Source organism: Aquabacterium sp. (assembly GCF_016195855.1).
In the GTDB taxonomy this organism is placed as follows: Bacteria; Pseudomonadota; Gammaproteobacteria; order Burkholderiales; family Burkholderiaceae_C; genus Aquabacterium.
Genome location: NZ_JACPYU010000005.1, coordinates 58,370 through 82,043, shown reverse-complemented (window position 1 = coordinate 82,043; position 23,674 = coordinate 58,370). Strand labels below are relative to the sequence as shown.

The 23,674-nt window shown below is 64.3% G+C and carries 21 protein-coding genes; 14 read left to right on the top strand and 7 right to left on the bottom strand.

Annotated features, from left to right (window positions below):
* Positions 1 to 120: 120 nt before the first annotated feature.
* Complete coding sequence (locus tag HY019_RS06870) at positions 121 to 1,182, top strand: flagellar basal body P-ring protein FlgI (protein WP_290689579.1); 1,062 nt, start codon at positions 121 to 123, stop codon at positions 1,180 to 1,182.
* A 10-nt stretch (positions 1,183 to 1,192) separates the two neighbouring features.
* The gene (locus tag HY019_RS06865; protein ID WP_290689500.1) at positions 1,193 to 1,546 is read left to right on the top strand and encodes a rod-binding protein; all 354 of its coding nucleotides are present in this window, start codon (positions 1,193 to 1,195) and stop codon (positions 1,544 to 1,546) included.
* On the opposite strand, the gene HY019_RS06860 is transcribed toward HY019_RS06865, so the two are convergent.
* Positions 1,517 to 1,642 (bottom strand): hypothetical protein, encoded by a 126-nt coding sequence (locus tag HY019_RS06860; RefSeq protein WP_290689498.1) that lies wholly within the window; start codon positions 1,640 to 1,642, stop codon positions 1,517 to 1,519. The genes HY019_RS06865 and HY019_RS06860 overlap by 30 nt on opposite strands.
* On the opposite strand from HY019_RS06860, the gene flgK reads away from it, so the two are divergent.
* The 4 genes from flgK to HY019_RS06840 all read left to right on the top strand — a co-directional run bounded on the left by flgK (position 1,641) and on the right by HY019_RS06840 (position 6,424).
* A complete protein-coding gene (gene flgK / locus HY019_RS06855; protein WP_290689496.1) occupies positions 1,641 to 3,026 on the top strand; it encodes a flagellar hook-associated protein FlgK in 1,386 nt (461 codons plus the stop codon). The genes HY019_RS06860 and flgK overlap by 2 nt on opposite strands.
* 3 nt (positions 3,027 to 3,029) lie before the next feature.
* Positions 3,030 to 3,941, top strand: a complete 912-nt coding sequence (gene flgL / locus HY019_RS06850; RefSeq protein ID WP_290689495.1) for a flagellar hook-associated protein FlgL — start codon at positions 3,030 to 3,032, stop codon at positions 3,939 to 3,941.
* A 20-nt stretch (positions 3,942 to 3,961) separates the two neighbouring features.
* The gene (locus HY019_RS06845) at positions 3,962 to 5,074 is read left to right on the top strand and encodes a hypothetical protein (RefSeq protein ID WP_290689493.1); all 1,113 of its coding nucleotides are present in this window, start codon (positions 3,962 to 3,964) and stop codon (positions 5,072 to 5,074) included.
* A 165-nt stretch (positions 5,075 to 5,239) separates the two neighbouring features.
* The gene (locus HY019_RS06840) at positions 5,240 to 6,424 is read left to right on the top strand and encodes an acetyl-CoA C-acyltransferase family protein (protein ID WP_290689492.1); all 1,185 of its coding nucleotides are present in this window, start codon (positions 5,240 to 5,242) and stop codon (positions 6,422 to 6,424) included.
* 794 nt (positions 6,425 to 7,218) lie between these two features.
* Here the strand turns inward: HY019_RS06840 and HY019_RS06835 are convergent.
* The 3 genes from HY019_RS06835 to HY019_RS06825 form a co-directional block, all read right to left on the bottom strand.
* On the bottom strand, positions 7,219 to 10,308 hold the full coding sequence (locus tag HY019_RS06835; RefSeq protein ID WP_290689491.1) for an efflux RND transporter permease subunit: 3,090 nt from the start codon (positions 10,306 to 10,308) through the stop codon (positions 7,219 to 7,221).
* Positions 10,305 to 11,447, bottom strand: coding sequence for an efflux RND transporter periplasmic adaptor subunit (locus HY019_RS06830; RefSeq protein ID WP_290689489.1), 1,143 nt, complete (start codon positions 11,445 to 11,447; stop codon positions 10,305 to 10,307). Before HY019_RS06830 ends, HY019_RS06835 begins: the two co-directional genes overlap by 4 nt.
* A 104-nt stretch (positions 11,448 to 11,551) precedes the next feature.
* Positions 11,552 to 13,000: a hypothetical protein gene (locus HY019_RS06825; RefSeq protein ID WP_290689487.1), complete on the bottom strand. Its 1,449-nt coding sequence runs from the start codon at positions 12,998 to 13,000 to the stop codon at positions 11,552 to 11,554.
* 109 nt (positions 13,001 to 13,109) lie between these two features.
* Here HY019_RS06825 and HY019_RS06820 point away from each other — a divergent pair, with 109 nt between their 5' ends.
* Both HY019_RS06820 and HY019_RS06815 read left to right on the top strand, forming a co-directional pair.
* Positions 13,110 to 13,988 (top strand): alpha/beta hydrolase, encoded by an 879-nt coding sequence (locus tag HY019_RS06820; RefSeq protein ID WP_290689486.1) that lies wholly within the window; start codon positions 13,110 to 13,112, stop codon positions 13,986 to 13,988.
* Positions 13,989 to 14,098: 110 nt separating this feature from the next.
* A complete protein-coding gene (locus tag HY019_RS06815) occupies positions 14,099 to 14,566 on the top strand; it encodes a hypothetical protein (RefSeq protein WP_290689484.1) in 468 nt (155 codons plus the stop codon).
* Here the strand turns inward: HY019_RS06815 and HY019_RS06810 are convergent.
* The gene (locus HY019_RS06810; protein ID WP_290689482.1) at positions 14,538 to 15,953 is read right to left on the bottom strand and encodes a 3'-5' exonuclease family protein; all 1,416 of its coding nucleotides are present in this window, start codon (positions 15,951 to 15,953) and stop codon (positions 14,538 to 14,540) included. The genes HY019_RS06815 and HY019_RS06810 overlap by 29 nt on opposite strands.
* Before the next feature lie 149 nt (positions 15,954 to 16,102).
* Between HY019_RS06810 and nifA the strand changes: the two genes are divergently transcribed.
* Positions 16,103 to 17,761 carry a nif-specific transcriptional activator NifA gene (gene nifA / locus HY019_RS06805; protein ID WP_290689480.1) on the top strand — a complete coding sequence of 553 codons (1,659 nt, stop codon included), beginning with the start codon at positions 16,103 to 16,105 and terminating at the stop codon, positions 17,759 to 17,761.
* A 101-nt stretch (positions 17,762 to 17,862) separates the two neighbouring features.
* Positions 17,863 to 19,341 carry a tetratricopeptide repeat-containing glycosyltransferase family protein gene (locus HY019_RS06800; protein ID WP_290689478.1) on the top strand — a complete coding sequence of 493 codons (1,479 nt, stop codon included), beginning with the start codon at positions 17,863 to 17,865 and terminating at the stop codon, positions 19,339 to 19,341.
* Here HY019_RS06800 and HY019_RS06795 read toward each other — a convergent pair.
* On the bottom strand, positions 19,325 to 20,203 hold the full coding sequence (locus HY019_RS06795; RefSeq protein WP_290689476.1) for a pirin family protein: 879 nt from the start codon (positions 20,201 to 20,203) through the stop codon (positions 19,325 to 19,327). The genes HY019_RS06800 and HY019_RS06795 overlap by 17 nt on opposite strands.
* Before the next feature lie 194 nt (positions 20,204 to 20,397).
* Here HY019_RS06795 and HY019_RS06790 point away from each other — a divergent pair, with 194 nt between their 5' ends.
* Complete coding sequence (locus HY019_RS06790) at positions 20,398 to 20,637, top strand: DUF2789 domain-containing protein (protein ID WP_290689475.1); 240 nt, start codon at positions 20,398 to 20,400, stop codon at positions 20,635 to 20,637.
* Positions 20,638 to 20,672: 35 nt separating this feature from the next.
* Here the strand turns inward: HY019_RS06790 and HY019_RS06785 are convergent, their stop codons facing one another.
* Complete coding sequence (locus tag HY019_RS06785) at positions 20,673 to 21,068, bottom strand: nitrogen fixation protein NifQ (RefSeq protein WP_290689473.1); 396 nt, start codon at positions 21,066 to 21,068, stop codon at positions 20,673 to 20,675.
* Between the two features lie 319 nt (positions 21,069 to 21,387).
* On the opposite strand from HY019_RS06785, the gene nifB reads away from it, so the two are divergent.
* The 3 genes from nifB to HY019_RS06770 are packed head-to-tail and all read left to right on the top strand — an operon-like array spanning position 21,388 to position 23,665.
* Positions 21,388 to 22,974: a nitrogenase cofactor biosynthesis protein NifB gene (gene nifB, locus HY019_RS06780; RefSeq protein ID WP_290689471.1), complete on the top strand. Its 1,587-nt coding sequence runs from the start codon at positions 21,388 to 21,390 to the stop codon at positions 22,972 to 22,974.
* Between the two features lie 59 nt (positions 22,975 to 23,033).
* Positions 23,034 to 23,228: a 4Fe-4S binding protein gene (locus HY019_RS06775; RefSeq protein ID WP_290689470.1), complete on the top strand. Its 195-nt coding sequence runs from the start codon at positions 23,034 to 23,036 to the stop codon at positions 23,226 to 23,228.
* Between the two features lie 14 nt (positions 23,229 to 23,242).
* Positions 23,243 to 23,665, top strand: coding sequence for an iron-sulfur cluster assembly accessory protein (locus HY019_RS06770; RefSeq protein ID WP_290689468.1), 423 nt, complete (start codon positions 23,243 to 23,245; stop codon positions 23,663 to 23,665).
* The last annotated feature ends 9 nt before the right edge of the window (positions 23,666 to 23,674 follow it).

The following is a 23,674-nucleotide window of genomic DNA, read 5'->3' as shown; positions in this document are numbered from 1 at the left end:
ATCATGATCACCTTCTCTGTATCGACACGTTTGGCGGCCCTGACCCTGGGTTGCAGCCTCGCCCTGCACGGCCTCAGCGCGCAAGCCGCACCCGCTGCAGCCGCTGGTGCGCGCACCGCCATGGCCATGCCCGGCAGCGGCGGCGCGCACAGCCTCAAGCAACTGGTGAGCATCGAAGGCGTGCGCGAGAACCAGTTGATCGGCTACGGCCTCATCGTGGGCCTGCAAGGCACGGGTGACAGCAGCCAGGCCAAGTACTCGGGCCAGTCGGTCACCAACCTGCTCAAGGAATTTGGCGTCAAGTTGCCCGAGCGCAACGAGGCCAAGATGAAGAACGTGGCCGCCGTCATGATCAGCGCCAGCTTCCCGCCCGGCTACCGCAAGGGCCAGACCATCGACATCACCGTGTCCTCGCTGGGCGATGCCAAGAGCCTGCGCGGCGGCACGCTGTTGCTCACCCCCCTGAAGGCCGCTGACGGGGAAATCTACGCGCTGGCCCAGGGCAACCTGGTGGTCGGCGGCCTGGCCGCGCAAGGCAACAGCGGCTCCAGCGTGACGGTCAACACACCCACATCCGGCCGCATCCCCAATGGCGCCACCATCGAGCGCGAAATCGAGACCGATTTCAGCACGCGCCCCACCGTGCGCCTGAGCCTCAAGCGCCCCAACTTCCAGACGGCCACCAACATCGTGGAGGCCGTGAACCGCCGCTTCGGCCCCATCGCCACCACGGATGACGCCACCAGCGTCGAGGTGGTCGCCCCCGAGAACCGCACCCAGCGCGTGGCCTTCGTGGCGCAACTCGAAGCCCTGCGCATCAACGTGGGTGAAGAGATCCCCAAGGTCATCTTCAACTCGCGCACCGGCACCGTGGTGATCGCCCAAGGCGTGACCGTGCGGCCTGCGGCCATCACGCACGGCTCACTCAAGGTGGTGATCTCGGAAAGCCAGAACGTCAGCCAGCCTGCCCCCTTCAGCCGCGGCCAGACCATGGCCACGCCGCAGTCCAGCGTGTCGGTCGACCAGGGTGCCGCTCACATGTTCAAGTGGCCGGGTGGGGTCGACTTGCAGACCATCATCGACACCATCAACAGCACGGGCGCCACGCCGGACGACATCATGTCCATCCTGCAGGCGCTGGACCAGGCTGGCGCCATCGACGGCGAACTGATCGTGATCTGAGGACGCCACCATGACCACCCTCGACCCTCGCCTGCCCGCCCTCACACCCGACAAGGCTGACCAGGACGCCCCTGTCGCACCCGCCATGAGCGCCGCCGACCGCAGCAAGGTCGAAAAGGCCGCCGTGAAGTTCGAAAGCATGTTCATTGGCGAGGTGCTCAAGCAGATGCGGCGCACCACCAACGAGCTGGCCGACGAAGACAGCGTCTTCAAGAACAAGGTCAACAGCGACATGCTGGACATCGCCGACACGGCCGTGGCCGACGCCCTGGCCGGGCAACGCGCCTTTGGCGTGGCCGATGCCATCCTCAAACAGCTGCTGCCCGATGCGGCATCAGGCACCAAGGCGATCGAAAAGCGTTGAATCCTTCACACCAGCGGCGGCATGGCATTTCATGTTCATGCTGAAACGGTCGCCTTGAACCAACAACAACACCACCGCCAGGATCCACACCGCCATGACCGTCATCCAGAATGCCTTGTCCGGTGCCCTGGCCGCCCAGGCCGCCTTGAGCACGGCCAGCCAGAACATCGCCAACGTGATGACACCCGGCTACACCCGCCAGGGCGTGGTGATCGCCACGGTGCAACCGCAACAAAGTGGCAGCCTGTCGGCCGGTGCCGGGGTCACGGTCCCCGCCCTGATCCGCTTCAGCGACAGCTACAAGAGCCTGCAGATGTGGCAGTCGGCCTCCACCCTGGGGCAGCGCAGCACCGCCCAGCCCTACCTCACCCAGCTCGAACAGGTGATGGGGGACGACGCCTCCAGCATCAACAACGGCCTGGACGCCTTCTTCGGCGCGCTCAATGCCGCCAGCGTGGAGCCCACCTCCAGCCCCCTTCGCCAGCAGGTGCTGACTTCGGCAGAGGCCTTGTCCCAGCGCTTCAACAGCCTCAACACCGTGCTGTCCAACCAGCGTCAGGCCGTCTACCAGCAACGCACAGCGGCCGTCTCCCAGATCAATGGCCTGGCCGGCAGCATTGCCACGCTCAACCAGAAGATCGCGGCCACACAGGCCACCGGCATCAACGCTTCCGGCCTGATCGACGAGCGCGACCAGAAGATCGACACCCTGGCCGGCCTGGTGGGCGTGGGCGTGGTGGACCAGGCCGATGGCACGCGCAGCGTCTCCTTGCGCAGCGGCCAGCCATTGGTGGTGGGCGGCGTGGCCTCGAACATGAGCATCCAGAGCAACCCCGATGGCTCGCAGACGCTCAAGCTGAACTTCGCCAAGGAATCGTTTGCGCTGATCAGCCAGAACCTGGGGGGGCAGCTCGGTGGCCTTGATGACTTCGAGCACCGCGTCCTGAGCCCCTTGATGCAATCCATCACCGACACGGCCAACGCGATTGCCACCAAGGTCAACAACCAGCTGGGCAGCGGCTACGCCCTGGATGGCACCCCCGGCACGCCCTTGTTCGTGTTCGACGCCACCAGCTCGACCAATATGTTGGCGGTGCGCCCCGGCGTCGTCTCGCAGGACCTGGCCTTCTCATCAGACCCCACCCTGCCCGGCAACAACGACAACCTGCTCGCCCTGATCGACCTCAAAAAGCAGCCGGTGACCGTGACCTCGTTGGGCAATGTGCTGATGGGCGATGTCTACACCCAGCTGACCAGCGGCCTGGCCATGCAAAGCCAGCAAAACCAGGCGGCCCTGAGCACGGCCCAGACGGTGCGGGACCAGTCCGAGGCCAGCTGGAAGTCCACCAGCGGCGTGAACACCGACGAAGAGGCCATGAACATCATGCAGTACCAGCAGATGTACCAGGCCAATATGAAGGTGATCTCGGTCGCCAATGACCTGTTCAACAGCACCCTGTCCATGATGAGCGGAGGCTAAGCCATGCGCATTGCCAGCACCCAGTACCACTCGACCATGAACACGGCGATGCAGAACGCATCGTCCAAGCTGGAAGACGTGATGCAGCAGATTGCCTCCGGGCAAAAGCTGCTCAAACCCTCGGACGACCCGATCACCAGCGTGCGCCTGTCCCGCCTGACCCGTGAGGACGCCGCCTTGAGCCAGTTCCGCGACAACATCGGCGCGCTCAAGAGCCGGCTGCAGCAAAACGAATCCCTGCTGACCAGCATGAATGGCGACATGCAGCAGGCACGCGACCTCATGGTCTGGGCCGCCGACGGGGGCAACAACTCGGCCGACGTGGCCGCCATGGCCAGCTCGCTGGAAGCCCTGCGCGACAGCCTCTACTTCGCCGCCAACAGCCAGGACCAGGAAGGCCGCTATTTGTTCTCTGGCACGCTCACGTCCACTGCCACCGTCGGTTTCAACGCCGCTGCGGTGCCCGGCTCGCGCTACAGCTTCAACGGCAACCTTGCAGACCAGAAGGTCGTGGTGGGCAACGGCGTCACCCAGGTGGCCAACGTCACCTTGCAGGAAATGGCGGGCATGCTCAACCAGCTCGACAGCACCATTGCCACCTTGCAGACACCCGGTGTGAATGTGAGCGCGCCGGCGGTGCACACCCAGCTGGCCACCACGCTGACCATGATCGACACGACCATGGGCGCCATCAGCAGCAAGGTCGCCCGACTGGGCGGCGCCCAGAACATCCTGGACACGCTCGACACCAACCATGCCAATGTCAGCCTGTCCAACAAGCAGGCTTACCTGTCGCTGGGCCAGCTCGACTACGGTGACGCGGCGGTCAAGCTCAACGGCTACACCACCGCGGTACAGGCCACGCAAAAGGCCTACAGCAAGGTGAGTGCATTGTCGCTCTTCAACGTGTTGTGACCACAGGCTGACACCCGAACATGCAGATCACGACGCTGCCTCTGGGCAGTATGGGCAGCAATAGCAGTCTTGGCAGCCTCGGCCAGATGGACGGCACCCAAGGCCGCCCGGAGCCGCTCGCGCCTGGCCAGGGCGTGAGGGGGCTGGACACCGCCACGCCCTCGGGGCCCAATGCCACCGCGCCACTGCGCGCCCTGCCCGGTAGCACGCAGTCAGGCCTGCGCGCGCTCGCCCCCCAGCTCAACCAGCAAGTCGGCCGAAGCCAGCAGGCGCTGAGTTACCTCGGCCAGCTTCAGACCCAGTTGGAGTCCCTCAAGCGCGAGCTCAGCGCCACCTTGAGCCAAGCTGCGCCTGAGGCCCCCGCCGCCCAACAGCTCAGCCAGCTCAACAACAAGCTCGCCGACTTCAACCGCCTGTGGCAACAGCGCCCGCAGGCCAGCAGCGGCAGCCTCGACAGCCAGTTGCGCTTCCAGGCCGACGGACAAAGCCGACAGACCTTCAAAGTCAGGGGCCTGGACGCCGCCACGCTGCAGCGCCATGAAAAAGAGACCCTGTCCTTCACCACCGGCGCCGACCAGCCCGACCGGCGCATCGTGACCGCCGTGCTGGAAGCCGACCAGCCGCTCCAGGCCCGCATCCACAAGCTCGACCAGACCCTGGGCGTGGCCGGCATCCGTGTCAGCCTGGATGCCCAGGGCGAGCCGACCTTGTCCGTCCCGGAGGCCAACTGGTCATCGACCGAAAGTGGCTTCGGCGTTCGCGGTGGCGGCATCCGCTTCCCCGCCAGCCAGTTCCACCGCGTGAAACTGGAGCCCGAACAGGCCGCCTTGCGCCCCGATTCATGGCGCGTCGGAGACAGCAACGAGCTGCGCCAGACGCTGCAAAACGTGGTGCAGGCCCAGCAAGTCGTCAAACAGTCGCAAAGCAGCGTGGCCCGGGCACTGACCACCATCAGCGACACGTTGAACCAGAATCAGGCACCGGTAGATGGGCAGTGGGCGCAAAGCTTTGTGCAGGACTTCGCCCGCCTGGGTCAGCAGCCAGCCTACGAACAATGGCGCAGCATCGGGCCGGCCGTGCTGGGTGTCAGCCGCGAGCGGGTTGACCGCCTGCTGGCCCTGGGCAATGGCTGAACGACAGATGAGCGACAGCCGGGTGACGGCTGATCGGCCAAAATGAGCGCATCATGATGGATTGACCTCGGATTGGCGCCGTTGGCGCATAATCTGACAATTGAACCCGTCAGATTCGGACCTATCAGATTCGTTTACCCCCATCCCCCCTGGAAGGAACACAACATGACTCGTGAAGTCGTCTTCGTGGGCGCCGCCCGTACCGCCATCGGCAGCTTCGGTGGCTCGCTCAAGGACATTCCCCCTGCCGATCTGGGCGCACTTGTGATCAAAACCGCCCTGGAGCGCGCTGGTGTCGCGCCCAAGGAAGTGGGCCATGTGGTGCTGGGTAACGTGATCCCCTCCGTGCCGCAAGACGCCTACATCAGCCGCGTGGCTGCCCTGAACGCCGGCGTGCCGCAAGAAACCCCCGCCTTCAACGTGAACCGCCTGTGCGGTTCGGGCCTGCAGGCCATCGTGTCGGCTGCCCAGTCCATCCTGCTGGGAGACTGCGAAGTCGCCGTGGGTGCCGGTGCCGAGTCCATGAGCCGTGGTGCTTACCTGGTCACCAGCAACCGCTGGGGTGCCCGCATGGGTGACGTCAAGATGCTGGACTTCATGCTGGGTGCCCTGCACGACCCGCGCCTGAACATCCACATGGGCATCACGGCCGAGAACGTGGCCAACCGCTACGACATCACCCGCGCCCAGCAAGATGCTTACGCCGTGCAGTCGCAACAGCGCGCTGCCAAGGCCATCGCCGCCGGCATCTTCAAGGACCAGATCGTCCCTGTGGAGATCAAGACGCGCAAGGGCGTGGTGCTGTTTGACACCGACGAAGGCGTGAAGGCTGACACCACGGTCGACGCCCTGTCCAAGATGAAGCCGGCTTTCAAGAAGGAAGAGGGCACGGTCACCGCTGGCAATGCCTCGACCCTGAACGACGGCGCCGGTGCCGTGGTGATGGCCTCGGCTGAAAAGGCCAAGGCCCTGGGCCTGAAGCCGCTGGCCCGCCTGGTGTCTTACGGCCATGCTGGCGTGGAGCCCGAGTACATGGGCATCGGCCCTGTGCCTGCTTCGCGCAATGCGCTGGCCAAGGCTGGCCTGACGGTGGCCGACATGGACCTGATCGAAGCCAACGAAGCGTTTGCGGCACAAGCCTGCGCCGTGGCCAAGGAGCTGGGGCTGGACAACGAGAAGGTCAACCCCAATGGTTCGGGTATTTCGCTGGGCCACCCTGTGGGCGGCACGGGCGCCATCCTGGTGACCAAGGCCATCTATGAGCTGCAACGCACGGGTGGCCGTTATGCCCTGATCACGATGTGTATTGGTGGCGGTCAGGGTATTGCCATGGTCATCGAGCGCGTTTGATCGCTTGATCTTCAGCACAGCCGGCTTGGGCCGGTGATGACGAAGGGGCTCCAGTGATGGGGCCCTTTTTTCATGGGCTGTACTTGGCGTTTGATGATGTGAGCGCTTTCCCGGTACACCGCGAGGCGGGGGACGTGGCGGCGGCCGCTGGGCTCATATGGTAACGGTCCCGCTACGCGGGACTGCTCTACGGTGCTCGTCCGGCTCAGGTGGCTGCGGAACTCGCTGCCTTCGGCAGCTCAAACATCCTCGCCATCCCCTTGTCTGCGACAAGGGGCAAACCTGAGCCTCCCTGCGCGCCTGCGACGCCACCAAAATCGCCCAGCCGCCACCGCCACATCCCTTATCCGCCCCGCTCGCCGTACTTCGACGGCATCGCGCTGCCGTGCACAGGGAGGATCGCTTTCGATTGGCACTGGCACTGGCACTGGCACTGGCACTCACGATAGCGCGACCTTACCTACCGCCCAATGCGCAAAGCCCGAGGCACACCAGGACTCGGCGATGGCATGCATCGAGCAGGGTGGGACAAGGCTGACTCGGTGGCCGGCTGGGCGATTTTGTTGGCGACGAGGAACGCAGCGGCAAGCTTGGCGTGCGCAGCACGCTTCCTTAACTGACCCGCTGGAACTGTTTGACCGTAGCGGCTGCAGGCCGCGCAGGGAGTTTTCCAGCGCAAGCTTGCCGCGAGTACCGCAGTGCAGTCCCGCACAGCGGGACCGCCAACATATGAGCCCAACCGGTTACCGACTCAGCCCCGCCCTGCGGTGCACCGACAAGGCGCGCCTCAAGCATCAAGCCTCCAGCCCCTCATCCACCACCACAGGAGGCTGGCGCCTCACCAAGCGCCCCGTCCACTGGATCAGGTCATCCACAAACGTGAACACCACCGGGATCACCAGCAAGCTCAGGAAGGTCGACGTGATCAACCCACCGATCACCACGATCGCCATCGGTGCCCGGAAACTCGGGTCCACGCCAATGCCCAGGGCAATCGGCATCATGCCCGCCCCCATCGCAATCGTCGTCATGATGATGGGCCTCGCCCGCTTGCGGCAACCGTCCACCACGGCCTCCCAGCGCGGCAAGCCATGCTCGTTGCGCGCGATCAGCACATAGTCCACCAGCAGGATCGAGTTCTTGGTGGCAATGCCCATCAGCATGATCAGGCCGATCATCGACGGCATGGACAAGGCCGTCTGCGTCACATACAAGGCCACGAACGCCCCCGGGATGGACAACACCAGGGCCACCAGGATCGTCATCGGCTGCACAAAGCCCTTGAACAGCAGCACCAGCACGATGTAGATGCACAGCACACCCGTCAGCATGGCCAGGCCAAAACTGGCAAACAGCTCGCCCATGGCCTCGGCATCACCCACCGTCGACTGCGCAATGCCCGGAGGCAGGTTGCGCAGGCTGGGCAGCGCCAGGGCCTGCTTCTGCACTTCACCCAGCGGTTGCTGGTTCAACTCGATCTCGAAGTTGATGTTGCGCTGGCGGTCGTAACGGTCGATCTGCGCCGGGCCGCTGTCCAGCGAGAGTGAGGCCACGTTGCCCAGCGGCACCGATCCACGGGCGCCGGGCACGGGCAAGCGTGCCAGCAGATCCAGGTCCGTGCGCGCCGCATCGGGCAGGCGCACCACCACCGGCACCTGGCGTTGCGACAGGTTCAGCTTGGGCAGGCCTTGCTCGTAGTCACCCACGGTGGCAATGCGCAGCGTGTCGGCAATGGTGGCCGTGTTGACCCCCAGGTCGGCCGCACGGGCCGTGTCAGGGCGGATGATCAACTCGGGCCGCACCAGGCTGGATGTGGACACGACATTGCCAATACCGGGGATGCTGCGCAACTCGCGCGCCACCACCTCGGCATGGGCCGACAAGGCCTGACCGTCTTCACTGGAGAGCACCAGGATGTACTTCTCGGCAGAACCGCCAAAGCCCACGTTCACGCGCACACCGGGCAGCACCTCCAGGGCCTGGCGCAACTGGCCTTCGATGGCCTGCTTGCTGATGCCAGGGCGGTCATTGCGATGCGTCATGTTGATGGTCAGCGTGGCCTTGCGGACCTCCGCCGAGCCTTGCGGCATGAACGGGTCGCTGCCCGCTGCACCACCGCCAATGGCCGTGTAGACCAGCTTCACATGCGGGTTGCGCTGCACCAGCTCGCGCGCCTGCTCGGCGATCTTGTAGGTCTGCTGCAAGGTGCTGCCAGGCGGCAAGGACAGGGACACCTGTGTCTGCGACAGGTCATCGGGTGGAATGAAGCCCGTGGGCAACCGGAACAACAGGAAAAAGGAGCCGATCAGAAACAGCAGCACGATGAGCAAAGTCCAGACCCGGTGCTTGAGACACCAGCGCGCCCAGCCCAGGTAGACCCGCATCCAGCCCGGCTCGCCATGCTCGCCCTTGGGTGGCTTGAGGATGTAGGCCGCCATCATGGGCGTCAACATGCGGGCCACGACCAGCGAGAAGAACACGGCAATGGCCGCCGTCCAGCCGAACTGCACGAAGAACTTGCCCGGCACCCCGCCCATGAAGGCCGTGGGCAGGAACACCGCAATCAGCGTGAAGGTGGTGGCGATCACGGCCAGCCCGATCTCGTCGGCGGCCTCCATGGCCGCCTGCATGGGCGTCTTGCCCATGGCCAGGTGGCGCATGATGTTCTCGATCTCCACGATGGCGTCGTCCACCAGGATGCCCACCACGAGGGACAGGGACAGCAGCGTCACCACATTGACTGAAAAGCCCAGCAGGTGCATGAAGCCGAAGGCCGGGATCACCGACAAAGGCAGGGCCGCCGCCGACACCAGCGTGGCACGCCAGTCGCGCAGGAAGAAGAACACCACGATCACCGCGAGGATGGCACCTTCATACAGCAGGTACATGGAGCCGTGGTAGTTCTCCTCCACCGGGTCCACGAAATTGAAGGCCTCGGTGATCTCGATGTCCGGGTGCTTCGCCTTGAGTTCTGCCAGCTTGGCGCGCACGCCCTGGGCCACTTCGACCTCACCGGCCCCACGCGAGCGCGTGATCTCGAAGCCCACCACCGGCTGGCCATTGAGCAAGGCCGCGCTGCGGCGCTCGGCCACCGTGTCGCTCACATGCGCGATCTGGTCCAGCCGCACATGGCGGCCATCCGACAAGGTCACGTCCATGGCCGCCAGCTCCTCGGCCGACTTGACCGTGGCCACCGTGCGCACCGACTGCTCACCACCGCCCAGGTCCATGCGCCCGCCCGAAGCCTCTTGCTGCAGGCTGCGCAGCTGGCGCGACACATCGGCGGCGGACGCATTGAGCGCCAGCAGGCGCGCCGGGTCCAGCTCGATGCGCACCTCGCGGCTCACCCCGCCGACACGCGCCACCGCCCCCACGCCCTTGACGGCCAGCATGGTCTTGGTGACGGCATTGTCCACGAACCAGGACAAGGCCTCGTCGTCCATGCGTTTGGACGCCACCGTGTACGTGAGGATGGGCGCCCCGGACAGGTTCATCTTGGAGATGACCGGATCACGCAGGTCCCCGGGCAGATCGGCCCGCACGCGGGATACGGCATCGCGCACATCGTCCACGGCCTCTTGTGTCGGCTTTTCCAGGCGGAACTCCACCGACACGAGCACGCTGCCATCCTGCACCTTGGTGTAGATGTGCTTGATGCCCTGCAAGGTGGCGATCGAGTTCTCCAGCTTGCGCGCGACCTCGGTCTCCAGCTGCGCGGGCGATGCCCCTGGCAGGCTGGCCGTGACCGTCACCGTGGGCAGATCGATGTCCGGGAAGTTCTGGATCTTCATCCCGCCAAAGCCCATCAGGCCCCACAGCGTGAGCATGATGAACAGCAGGACGGCAGGGATCGGGTTCTTGATCGACCAGGCCGAGACGTTCATGACTGGCCCTTCACGATGCGCACGCTGTCGCCATCGGTGAGGAAGCCCACGCCAGAAGCCACGACATCGGCCTGGGCGTCCAGCCCCTGCAGGATCTCGACGCGGTCACCCACGCGGCGGCCCACGCTCACCTTGACCTGCGAGACCACGCCTTGCGGGCTGACCTTGAAGACGTAGCTGAAGCCATCGCGCAACAACACGGCGGTCTGGGGCAAGGTCAGGCCTTGCGACTGACCCAGCTCGATGCGGCCTGACGCGAACATGCCGGCGCGCACACCGGCGCCCAAGGCCGAGGCGGGCAGGTCCACATAGACCAGGCCATTGCGCGTGGTGGCGTCCACCGTCGGGGCGACCATGCGCACGCGGCCTTGCACGGCGGCGCCACCGGGCGGCGTGGCCACGGCCACCATGCCGGGCTTGATGCGCTGCAGGTCAGCCGAAGGCACTTCTGCGCGCCATTCCAGACGGCTCTGGCGGATCAGGCGAAACAGTTCCTGCCCCGGTTGCACCACAGCGCCCACCGTGGCCAGCCTGGCCGAAATCACCCCGTCATCAGACGCCACGATGCGGGTCTGGCGCAGGCGCAACGCCTGGGTGGCCAGCATGGCCTTGGCGGCGTCCACACGGGCCTTGCCCGTCTGCTCGGCGGTCAGGGCGCGCTGCGAATCCTGCAGGCTCAATGCGCCACTGCCATGCAGGGTGCGGGCACGATCGGCATTGGCGCGCGCCTCGGTCATCAAGGCCTCGGCCTCCTGCAAGGCGGCACGTGCGTTGTTCGCATCCGCTGAAACGGAATCGGCCTGCAGGGTGGCCAGCACTTGCCCGCGCGACACCTTGTCGCCCACATTGGCCGCCACGGTCGACAGGCGCAGCCCGGACAACTCGGCGCCAATGACCGCCTCCTGCCAGGGGGCGATCGCGCCATTGGCCGTCAGCGCCATGGGCCATTGCCCGGTCTGCGGGCGCACGATCTGGACACTCAAGGCCGCCTTGGCCGCGGAGGACACAGGCTCTGCCGCCGCCACCATGACAGGCTTGCCTTTGCCACCATCAGCCCGGGAATGCAGCCAGCCTGCGCTTGCCAGCGCAACCACCGCCAGCGCGAGCCAGCGACCTTGACGAACGATCCTTGCGGGCATGACGCCCCTCCTGTCTGTGTGTATCAACCAGGTGCATTAAAAGCACTGCCCGGTTTCTACCAGAAGCCGGGCACCACTTTCAGGGAGGGGGCGGTTTTTACACCTCAGGCGGGTTTGAGTGTGAACACTTTGCTCGCCGGCTGACGAGGAATGACGATCTTCAGAAAATGGGTTGCATTACGCCGCAACCAACGCGAGGCCTCGTCCACCGAGTGCACGACGAACTCGCCTTCAGCCCCATAGGCCTCACTGAAGTAATGCACGTTGTCACCGGGAGCCGAGGCACTGATGCTCAGACGCAACTCCTTGGGTTGCCCATCGGGAATCCGCTCATAAAACAGGTCAAACAGGTGCTGCCGGTTGATGAAGATGGTCTTCAAGGCGGCGTTTTGCGTGCAGGGGTGAACGTCCTGGATCACCTTGTCATGAAAGATGCCCGTGAGGTCGGTCGTCTGCTTGTAATTGGGTGCCAGGAACTCGATGAGGTAGTCCGTCACCGGCTTCTGGTACTCGTCCACCACGAAGACGTTGAGTTGCAGGTGCATGTGATGGTCGTCGTCGGCCGCTGCATGCTCCTGGACCTCATCGGAGTGTGCGCGCCAGGCCTGCTCCATGGCCTGGTAGTCGGCGTAGCTGGGGCAGCTCAGCGCTTGCAGCAGATAGTCCTGAAAAAGCTTTTGCTCGGCATCTGACTCTTCATCGCCTTTGACGGAGGGGTCGGTGATGCTGGCGTGGTCACGTCGGTTCATCACGCCCAGCGGGAAGGCCATGGCCTCGTCATACCGGCGCAGCCATGGCGTGAACGCACCTGTGTGCACCGCAGCCTGGTTGTTGGCCAGCGTCATGCCCAGCACAGTGGGCGAAGCGGGGTTGGTGAAGTTCAGCGTGGCGCCATACGCGTTCAGGTTGGCCGCCGCTACGCGCACCGTGCCATCGCTGCCGTGCTCGTTGACCATTTGCCGCAGGCCATGCTGATACGGCATGGAGCCCACCAGCACGAATGGCCACACCAGATCCTGCCCGTAGATCGTGCCCGTGCCTGCGTGCTCAAGCTGGAACAGGTCGCGCAAGGCCAGGTCCCACTGAAATGGCGAGCCCAGCTCCAGGCCATTCAGCATCTGCTTGCCGGTGTGAAAGCCATGCCCCCAGCCTTTGACCACGCGACCCAAGACGGTCTGGCCCGCTGTGGCCAGCACCGAGCCGAAGTTGGCCGGCGCCAGCATCACCAGGCGCTGAACCGGCATGCCAGCGGGCTGGACACCGGTGTAATAGGCAGACAACCATGTCCGGCAAACCAGCCCGCCCGTTGAATGCACGATCAAGTCAAACGGCAGGGTGAGCTTGCCGGCCTTGATCTGCGCCCTCACCGCGGCCTCCATGGCCCTGGCGGCATCATCGATGGTGACGTCGTCGTCCATCGAACGATAGTCCCCCAGAAACAGGTTGACGGTCTTGAACCCCTGCCCCTTCAGCCACTGGGCCAAAGGCTTGAAGGAGTCGGACGTATCTGACCAACCATGGACAATGACAATGGGGTTCTTGCTTCTTGGCATACAGGCCTCCTCCGTGACCTTGACATCTGATGAATTGATGTTGGCACAATGGCTTTTGACGGCACACCCCCTAATGTCAACAGATGCGCGCTCAAGCGCCCCTTCTCTCATGCAGTTGTTACCCTGGTGCCACGCCACGCGCGAAGGCTTCACCCTCCGAGGCTGGCACACGCCGCCCAGCGGCAAACCCCTGCTGCACTTTCTCCATGGCAATGGGTTTTGCGGACGCATGTACGAGCCCATGCTGCGCCAGCTGAGCAATGACTTCGACCTGTGGCTGTGCGACGTGCAAGGCCATGGCGACAGTGACCACGGCGGTCGCTTTCTGGGTTGGAACCGCAATGCCGCACTGGCCATGGAGGCCCTGGATGCCCAGGGGGCTGCGTTTGCCGGCGTGCCGCACTACGCGGCCGGCCACAGCTTTGGTGGCGTGCTGACGGCCCTGATCCTGGGCGAGCAACGCCAGCGTTTCATGCGGGCCGTGCTGCTGGACCCTGTGATCTTCACGCCCGCCATGATCATGGGCATGTCGGTCGGTGAATTGACCGGGGTCACCAGGCACACGCCCCTGGCCCGACAAGCCCGCGCCCGCCGCAAGCACTGGTCCAGCCGTGAAGAGGCCTTCACGCTGCTGCACAGCAGAGGGGTCTACAAAGGTTGGGCGGACGATGCCTTGCAGGCCTTCGTGACGCACGCACTCAAGGATTCGGCAGACGGCGGGGTGGAACTCAAATGCCGCCCCAGCCGCGAAGCCGACATTTTCAGCTCGGCACCAGACAGGCTGTGGGGCTTGCTGGGCAAGGTGCGCACGCCCACGATGGTGTTGTACGCTGAAAAAACCTTCCCTTTCGTCACCGAGTCAGTCGCGCGGTGGCAGGCCATGAACGATGCGGTGCAAGCCTTGCAGGTGCCTGGCGGCCACTGTTTCATGCAAGAGCAGCCGGACATGGCCGCGCAGCACGTGCGTGCGTTTTTGCTGCCCGATTGAAAGCAGGGCTGGCCCCGTGCGGCCGGCCCCCCATGATCCCGCAAACAAGGGCTGGTCGCAGGCGCATCAAAACCTATCGCTCAAGGCGGCAACATGGCAGCATGTCGCGCATGAAGCTCCGTCCTGCCCTTGTGATGTGTGCACTGGCCATCCCGGCCTTGCTGTCTTTCACCGCGTGCACCTTGCGGCCGCCCGCCAGCAGCGAAGAGCTGATGATCGACAGTGTCACCCTTGCGCCAGACCTGGCCCAGGGCGTGACGGGCAAGCCTTTTTGCCTGCACCTGCGCTACAGCAACGAGTTTTACGTGGCATACAGCGATTCGCGCACCGAGACCTGGATCACGGACGGCCGCTGCAGTGACACCGGCGGCGCGCGCCGCCCGGTCGAATCCCTGCGCCTGAGCTGGCGCAATGACTGGTACGACACCCAGACCAACCGCCAGTGCCTGCAGACAGACGCTTGTCGCATGAACGACCAGAACGTCATCGAAGGGCGCAACATCCGCTGCGCCTCGGCGCAGGCGCGCGATGGCAATCAGACTGCCTTCCTCACGACGGATCACGCCGTGTGCCACTGAGGGGCTCGACCCGCAACCTGGGCAACCAGCTGACCAGGATCTTGTAGGTGTCCTTGTCAAAGGTCGGGCGCCCCTGGCTCAGTAGTGTCTTCACCTCAGCCTCGCTGGTGGCCGTGCCCAGGTAGCACCACGCGTCCAGCACATGCCAGCCCTGCCCTTCCTGCACCGCGACCGGCCCGCCATAGGGCCAGGTCTGCACCCGCCAGTCAGCCATCACATTGCGCAGCCGCTTGCTGTGATCAGCCAGGCTCTCTTGGCCAATGCACACGCCGCTGCACTGGTGCAGTTGGTAACCAAAGCAAGGGCGGCCAGCCGGCACCTTCTCCAGCCCCAGCGTTACCAGGCACAGCTGGGCTGATTCGGCGATCTCGCGCAGGGTCTTGAGCGCGTCCTTGTGGCTGCCAAACAGGCCGTAGACCTGATCTTGTTGGCCCCAGTCCAGATCGCGCGCCCAGGCCAGCTCAGGTTTCACGGGCCCATCTTCTTCGGCTTCAGACAAGGGCGCCAGCTTCCAGGTGCACAACTCGTTGGTGCGGCGCAAGCGCCGGTTGTGCGTAGGCTGCCATTGCTTGATGAGCTGCGCTTCTTTCAGCAAGGCGCCCATCTCGCCGGTGGTCTCGATCCAGTCCACACGCCGCACCTGTTGTGACAGGCTCATTTCCTTGGCGATGCGGTGGTCCGCGCTGAAATGCGACAGCACCCGCTGGCGCAGGTTGTTGGCTTTGCCAATGTACAGCGGCAAGTCGTTGTCGCCATAAAACAGGTAGACGCCATGGCGCTCAGGCAACGCGTCCAACAAGGCTGGGTCCAAGTGCGTGGGCCAGCTGCTGCGGCCGGTCAGGCCGTCAACGGCTTCTTGCAAGGCCTCGGCGGGCATCTGCGTCTGCAACACCTGCCAGAACTGGCGCAGCACGTCGGCGTCGGCCAGCGCGCGGTGGCGTGCCGGCATGTGCAGGCCATGCCGGTCAACCAGGGCATCCAGATTGTGTTTGCTGTATTGCGGAAACAGCTTGCGTGACAGCTTGACCGTGCACAGCACCGGCGCCTTGAAGTCCAGGCCCAGGCGCTTGAACTCGCTTTTCAGAAAGCCATAGTCAAACCGTGCGTTATGGGCCACGAACAGCCGCCCATGCAGGCGTGAGAGCACCTCGTCGGCCAGCTCGGCAAACGTGGGGGCACCTGCCACCATCTCGTTGGTGATGCCGGTGAGGGACTGGATGAAACTGGGGATGGTCGTCTGGGGGTTGACCAGACTGGACCACTCGCGGGCTTCGCCGTCTTCATGGAGCTCGACGATGCCGATTTCGGTGATGCGGTCTACGGTGCCCGTGGATCCGGTGGTTTCCAGGTCGACAAAGACCATGGGTTGAAACTGTGCTGCAGGCATGCCAGCCACTTTATCAGGCCTGCTTTTTGCAGATCCTGCCAGCGTATGGCCCCATGCAGGGTTGTGTTCCCGTTTGTCGATCAAAAGTCGACCCAAGTCGGTGAATGCGTCAGCGGGTCTGCACCACCACACTGCGAGGAAGAACAACCATGGTCAGCATGCACCACGAACGCGCAAGTATCGAATTGTTGACGGTCTACCAGGTCAGCAAGATCCTGGGCTCGTCGCTCGACGTTCACAAAACCTTCCGTGAAGCCCTCAATGTGCTGGTGTCCACGATGGGCTGGCGCCGGGCATCCGTGATCCTGCAAACAGAAGAAGGCCCGCTGTGCGGCATGTGCTCGGTCGGCTTGTCGCGCGAAGAATCCGCCAAGCTGACTTTTTCGGTGGGTGAAGGCATCGTCGGGCGGGTGTTCAGCTCGGGCGTGCCCATGGTGGTGCCCGATATCTCGGCCGAGCCGATGTTTCTCAATCGCACGGGCGCGGCCGATCAGTCACCCGAGGAAACCATCGCCTACATCGCCACCCCGATCAAGGCCAACCGCCACACCCTTGGCGTGCTGGCGATCGACCGCACCGTCACCACCCGCTCCGGCGTGTTCGATGAAGATCTGCGCCTGCTGTCCATGGTGGCCAGCCTCATGGGCCAGAACCTGCTGCTGCACCGTGGTGTGAGTGCCGAACAAGGCCGCCTGTACGAAGAGGCCCGCCGCCTGTCCAAGGCCCTCAAGCCTGTGTTGCAGCTGGACATGGCCATTGGCAGCTCGCCGCGCATGCAGGAAGTGTTTGCCGAAGTGCACCAGGTGGCCCCCACCAAGACCACCGTCTTGCTGCGTGGCGAAAGTGGCACCGGCAAGGAGGTGATCGCGCGCGCGGTGCACAACCTCTCGCCCCGCAAAGACGAAGCGTTCGTGCGCGTGAACTGCGCCGCGCTGACCGAATCCTTGCTGGAATCCGAATTGTTCGGGCATGAAAAAGGCGCGTTCACCGGCGCGGTCGGCTCGCGCAAGGGCCGTTTCGAGATGGCCCACGGCGGCACCCTCTTCCTGGACGAAATCGGCGACATCTCGCCCTCCTTCCAGGCCAAGTTGCTGCGTGTCTTGCAGGAGAAGGAATTCGAACGCGTGGGCGGCAGCAACCCCATCAAGGTGGACGTGCGCCTGGTGATGGCCACCAACCGCAATCTGGAAAAAATGGTGGCCGCGGGCGAATTCCGGGCTGATCTGTATTACCGCATCAACGTGGTCAGCATCTTCCTGCCGCCACTGCGCGAGCGCCGTGAAGACATCCCGCTGATGGTGGAGCACTTCCTGTCGCGCTTCAATCGCGAGAACAGCCGCAAGGTCAAGGTCACGCCGCGTGCGCTGAAGGTGCTGACCAGTTGCTACTGGCCCGGCAATGTGCGCGAGCTGGAAAACTGCGTCGAACGCACGGCCACCATGGCATTGAACGAGGACCTGACGGACCTGAGCTTCCCCTGCCACGACAACCGCTGCCTGACCCAGGTGCTGCACTACATCGACCGCGAGGATGCGGTCAAGCCTGGGCGCCCGATCTCCATCCCGATCACCGAAGCCCCGCCCCGCGATCCCGCTTCGGCCTACGGCGCGTCGGAGTACGGGCAGCCTCAGGATGGTGGTGTGGCCGTCGCCTCCGACGACAAGCCAGAAGGCGAGCGCGACCGCCTGATCTGGGCCATGGAGAAGTGTGGCTGGGTGCAGGCCAAGGCAGCCCGCCTGCTCAACATCACCCCCCGCCAGATGGGTTATGCCCTGCAAAAATACGACATCGAAGTGCGCAAGTTCTGACCCGCAGACCGGGGGATTTGCTGGGAGGGCGTGGGGTGGGCCTCGGTTAAAGTAGGCCCACGATGAAAGCCAACCAGCCCTTTTCCCTGAAGCCATCCGGCATGTTCGCGCAACCAGCCGCCGTGCAGGCGCAAGCGCGTTTCCAGCAAGCCTGGGCGCTGCATCAGGGTGGCCAGCTTGCGCAGGCCTTGCAGCTGTACGAGCAGGTCATCCAGGCCCAACCCAAGCACTTCGACGCCCTGCACCTGGCCGGCGTGATCTCCTTGCAACTGGGCCATGCCGACAAGGCCGTTGACCTGATCACCCGGGCCCTCAAGATCGACCGCGACAGCGTCAGTGCGCTCAACAACCGCGGCGCCGCCTACATGGAGCTGCGCCAGTACGACCTGGCCTTGCTGAACTACAACAAGGCGATTTCACTGGACCCGAAGGCCCCCAAGTCTTACAACAACCGGGGCAACACGCTGGGCAAGCTCAACCGCCTGGACGAAGCCCTGCAGGACTTCGACAAGGCCATCGAGTTGGACCCGGTCTACTTCGCGGCCTACAACAACCGCGCCACCGTGCTGAGTGACCTGCTGCGCTATGAAGAAGCCCGTGCCAGCCTGAACCGCGCCATCGAGCTCAACCCCGAATCGGTGGACGCGCACTGGAACTTGGGCATGCTGCTGCTGCGTCTGGGTGAATTCGAACAAGGCTGGCTGGAAAGCGAATGGCGGCTCAAGCGCCCCCAGGCCCTGGGCCTGAAGGACAGCTATGCGGCTCCCATGTGGACCGGCGCCGAGCCGCTGACGGGCAAGACCGTGCTGGTGTGCAGCGAGCAAGGCCTGGGCGACACCATCCAGTTCTGCCGCTACGCCCCCTTGCTGGCCGACATGGGCGCGCGCGTGGTGTTTGAAGTCCAGCCTGCGCTGATGGACCTGCTCCAGCACCTGCCCTCGGTCGAGCTGATCGCCCAAGGCAGCGAGCCACCCGCACACGACTTCCACTGCCCGCTGATGAGCCTGCCCATGTTGGTCAAGACCGATCTGAGCAACATGCCCCCGCCGCCCGACGTGATCCGTGTCGAGCCCACCCAACGAGCCACCTGGCAGGCCCTGCTGGGCGAGAAACGCAAGCCCCGCGTCGGCCTGGTCTGGAGCGGCAATCCCTCGCACGTGGACGACTACAAGCGCAGCATCCCCTTGCAGGACTTTGCGCAGATCCTGGGCGATGACATCGAATGGATCAGCCTGCACAAGGACGTGCGGGCGTCCGACCAGGCTGTGCTGGCCTCACACCCGGCCATCCGGCATTTTGGTGCCGACCAAAAGGTGTTCACCGACGCAGCCGCCATCTGCGAATTGCTGGACCTGATCATCGCCGTGGACACCAGCCTGGCGCACCTGGCCGCCACCATGGGCAAACCGACCTGGATGCTGCTGGCCCACAGCGCCGACTGGCGCTGGCTGCAAGACCGCCAGGACAACCCCTGGTACCCCAGCCTCAAGCTCTACCGGCAAGGCAAGCCCGGTGACTGGGCCGGTATGCTGCAAACGGTGCGGGCCGACCTCGACCAGCTGTTCACCAAGGCCGCTTAGCCGGCAACTCGATGCGCTCGGTTTCGCCCGGCACATTGGCAAAGCGCCCGTCGGCCCAGTCTTGCGCGGCCCGGGTGATGCGCGCCTTGTCGCTGGACACGAAGTTCCACCAGATGAAGCGCGGGCCGTCGAGCGGCTCACCGCCAATCACCACAAAGCGCGCCGGGGCATCGCTGTCATTGGTGATGCGGGTGGCACCTGTCAGCATCGCCATGGTTTGCGCCGGCAGAGCCTCGCCGTCCAGCGTCAGGGGCTGTGCCACGGTATAGACCGCCATCTCCGGGGCCAGTGCCGGCAGATCCAGGCTGCAACCGGCCTCCAGTTGCACGTCCAGGTACAAGGTGGGGGATGCGGCCTTGACCGGCGAGCTCACCTGCCAGCCCTGGCCCACCAGCAAGCGAATGCGGCAGCCAGCCAGCGTGACCTCGGGAATCGCGTCGGCCGGTGTATGCGCGAAGCTGGGTGAGACCTCCTCCAGCGCCTGAGGCAGGGCCACCCACAGCTGCAGGCCATGCATGGCACGCGTCACGTGGCGCAGATCATCGGGTGTGCGCTCGGAATGCACGATGCCGCTGCCCGCCGTCATCCAGTTGATGGCGCCGGGTTCGATGCGCTGCACCGAGCCCAGGCTGTCGCGGTGCATCATGGCGCCCTCGAACAGGTAGGTCACGGTGGCCAGGCCGATGTGCGGGTGCGGCCGAACGTCTGTTTGCGCGTCAGGCTGCTGAACCAGCGGCCCAAAATGATCAAAGAAGATGAAGGGGCCCACCGCCTGACGCCGCGCAGCAGGCAAAAGGCGTCGCACCACAAAACCGCCACCCAGGTCGCTGACGTGGCCGCTCAAGGTCAGGCGTGCATCCATGTTGAGACTCTCCTGTGTCGAAGCAGGTCATTGTGCATTCAATGCGCCTGGCCCGCCTTGCCGTGCGCCCTGCTTCGACGTCAGGAGGGTGAAGCCCCACAAAGGCTGACAAGCCCGCCCGTTTCAATGATGATGGGGATCTGGGCCCATGCGGCCCGCCGCTCGCCCATCCACGAGAGAAAAGAGGTGTTGCCATGACCCCTTCGTTTCACCGACTTTCAGAGCTGTTTGCCCAACTGGGCCTGCCCAACGACGAGCTCGGCATCGCGCGCTTTCTGAACACGCACGCGCGGCTGGCGCCCACTGTGACGCTGGCCGATGCCCCCTTTTGGTCGCCTTCACAGGCTGCCCTCCTGAGGGAAGAACTGCTTGAGGATGCCGACTGGGCCGAGGTCGTAGACCAGCTGGACGCGGCCTTGCGCAAACCCAATTGATCACCCAATCATCACCCAGTAGTTCATTCAAGGACTCACTCAAAACACTGTGGCTGGTCCTCGCACTGCTCACAGTGTGGTGACTTGCAGATCAGGATGTCCGCGCGCTCGCATAGCATGCGGTAGAAGAACTTTTTCCAGCGCATGTTGTTCACGTTTAGCACCCTCAGGGAAGTGAAGTGCTCCTGCATCAGCTCATTGAGCTGCACGCGGTTGACCAGGCCCAGGTCTTCCCACAGGTGATTGGAGCCCATGCTCGCCTCGGCCAGGGCCCGCGCCAGATGGCGCGACAACACACCCGGGTACGTGGCGTGCTCCATCAGCAGCGCCACCAGGTCTTCGATTTCATCGTCGTGCTGGCCGCCTGCATCGGCTTGCCAGCTCAAGACCGGCTGTGAAAGCGGCTCCCGCGCCTGTGCGGGCAGCGTCAAGCGGGGTTCTAACTGACTGAGTGGAATGCTGATCGCGCCCATGTGCAACTCCCGGCCGTGCGTGCGGCTGTAAGACACCTGAAGAACGTGCAAGACACGTGCCGAGCCCGATGCACAACAAAGCGTCATGCCAGCCATGTCAGCTTTGTCAGAAGCATGACAGCGCCTTGCGACAAGGCATGTACCAAAGCATTCACGCATCCCATCCATTGACGTCAAAAGCCCGCTAAGTGCTTGATTTTCCGTGCTGAGAAAGGTGGCACGGAAATGGCAAAAGGCCCTTCATTCCGGGCCCTCGGCCCATTGACGGGGAAACCAAATGGACGCATCGTCATCACTGGCCTCAACGGCCTTCATCGGCATCGGTCAAATCCGCCCCCTGGGCGCACCAGTCGAACCAGTTTCATCCGGAGGAGGCTGCGGCACCACCGGCGGCGAAGGCAAGGCCAGTTGCGGCTCGTCGGGCGGGCCCGATGACATGCCACAAGAGATCTGGGACAAGGTCAAGAACCATCCCTGCTACTCCGAAGAGGCCCACCACCACTATGCCCGCATGCACGTGGCCGTGGCCCCGGCCTGCAACATCCAGTGCAACTACTGCAACCGCAAGTACGACTGCTCCAACGAGTCGCGCCCCGGTGTGGTCTCGCAAAAGCTCACGCCCGAGCAGGCCGTCAAGAAGGTGCTGGCCGTGGCCAGCGAGATCCCGCAGATGACGGTGTTGGGCGTGGCAGGCCCTGGCGACTCCCTGGCCAACCCCAAGAAGACCTTCGACACCTTCCGCATGCTGCAGGAATCGGCCCCGGACATCAAGCTGTGCATCTCCACCAATGGCCTGGCCCTGCCCGACCTGGTCGACGAGATCTGCAAGTACAACATCGACCACGTCACCATCACCATCAACATGGTGGACCCGGCCGTGGGCGAGAAGATCTACCCCTGGATCTTCTGGGACCACAAGCGCGTGACGGGCTACGAAGCCGCCCGGATCCTGCACGAGCGCCAGATGCTTGGCCTGGAAATGCTGACCGCACGCGGCGTGCTCACCAAGATCAACTCGGTGCTGATCCCCGGCATCAACGACGAGCACCTGATCGAGGTGAACCGCGAAGTCAAGAAGCGCGGGGCCTTCCTGCACAACATCATGCCGCTGATCTCGGAAGCCGAGCACGGCACCGTGTTCGGCCTGACCGGCCAGCGTGGCCCGACCGCGCAGGAGCTCAAGGCCGTGCAGGACGCCTGCATGGGCGGCGCGAATCTGATGCGCCATTGCAGGCAATGCCGCGCGGACGCGGTGGGCCTGCTGGGTGAAGACCGCTCTGAAGAGTTCACGCTCGACAAGATCGAAGAGATGGAAATCGTCTACGACCTGGACAAGCGCAAGAGCTACCAGGACAAGGTCGAAGAAGAGCGCCAGTCGCAGCACGCCGCCAAGATCGAAGCCCTGGAAAGCGCCAAGGCCCAGATGGGTGAAGTGGCCCCCGACATGAAGGTGCTCGTGGCGGTGGCCACCGAAGGCCACGGTCGCGTCAACCTGCACTTCGGGCACGCCACCGAGTTCCAGATCTTCGAGGTCTCGGCTGCCGAAGCCCTGTTCGTCGGCCACCGCCGTGTGGACCTGTACTGCCAGGGCGGTTATGGCGAAGACGAGCAACTGCCCTCCATCGTCAAGGCCATCAACGACTGCCACGCCGTGCTGGTGGCCAAGATCGGTGCCTGCCCGCGTGACGAGCTCAAGGCCGCCGGCATCGAACCAGTAGACGCCTTTGCCCACGAGTTCATCGAGAAGGCCGCACTGAGCTGGTTTGCCGACTACACCGGCCGCATCGCCCGCGGCGAGATCACCCATCAGCCTCGCGGCGATGCCTCGATCCGCCAGGGTGCCTACACCGCTGAAGCCGCTTGAATCCCCCAGACGCCTCACGGCGTCGCCCCCTGCCCTACAGCCCTTGAAGGAGAACCACCATGTCCCTGAAGATCATCGCCTCCACCTGCACCGGCTGCTCCGCTTGTGAACCCGAGTGCCCCAACGTTGCCATCCGTGAAAAGGGCGGCACCTTCATCATCGACCCGGCCAAGTGCACGGAGTGCGAAGGCCAGTTCGATTCGCCCCAATGCCTGGCCGTGTGCCCGGTTGACGGTTGCATCGTCAAGGTCTGAGGAAGGACACGATCATGCTACCCATCACATCGGTGAATTGGACCGTGTCTCCCGCTGCCGAAAAATTCATTCGGCGCATGGTGAAGTTTTCAGGTCTGCCAGAAACGGCAGGCTTTCGCCTCACCGTGACGCCTGGTGGATGCTCCGGCTACAACTCGGAGTTCACGGTGGAGGCCCAGCCCGCTGCGGGGGACACCATCGCCGAAGTGAACGGGATCCAGGTCTTCATGCCTGCAGACACCTGCACCTTGCTGGATGGCGTGATCGTGGACTTCGCCGACACCCCGACCAAGTCGGGCCTGACCTTCGTCAACCCGGGTGCGGCACCTTGCGCGTGCAGCAGCAGCGGTGACGCGGCCAGCTCGGCGCCGCCCTCGGTGTCCAAGATCGACATTGGCTCGATCAAGCTGAGCCCGGCCACACGGCCACTGGCTTGATCCAGACCG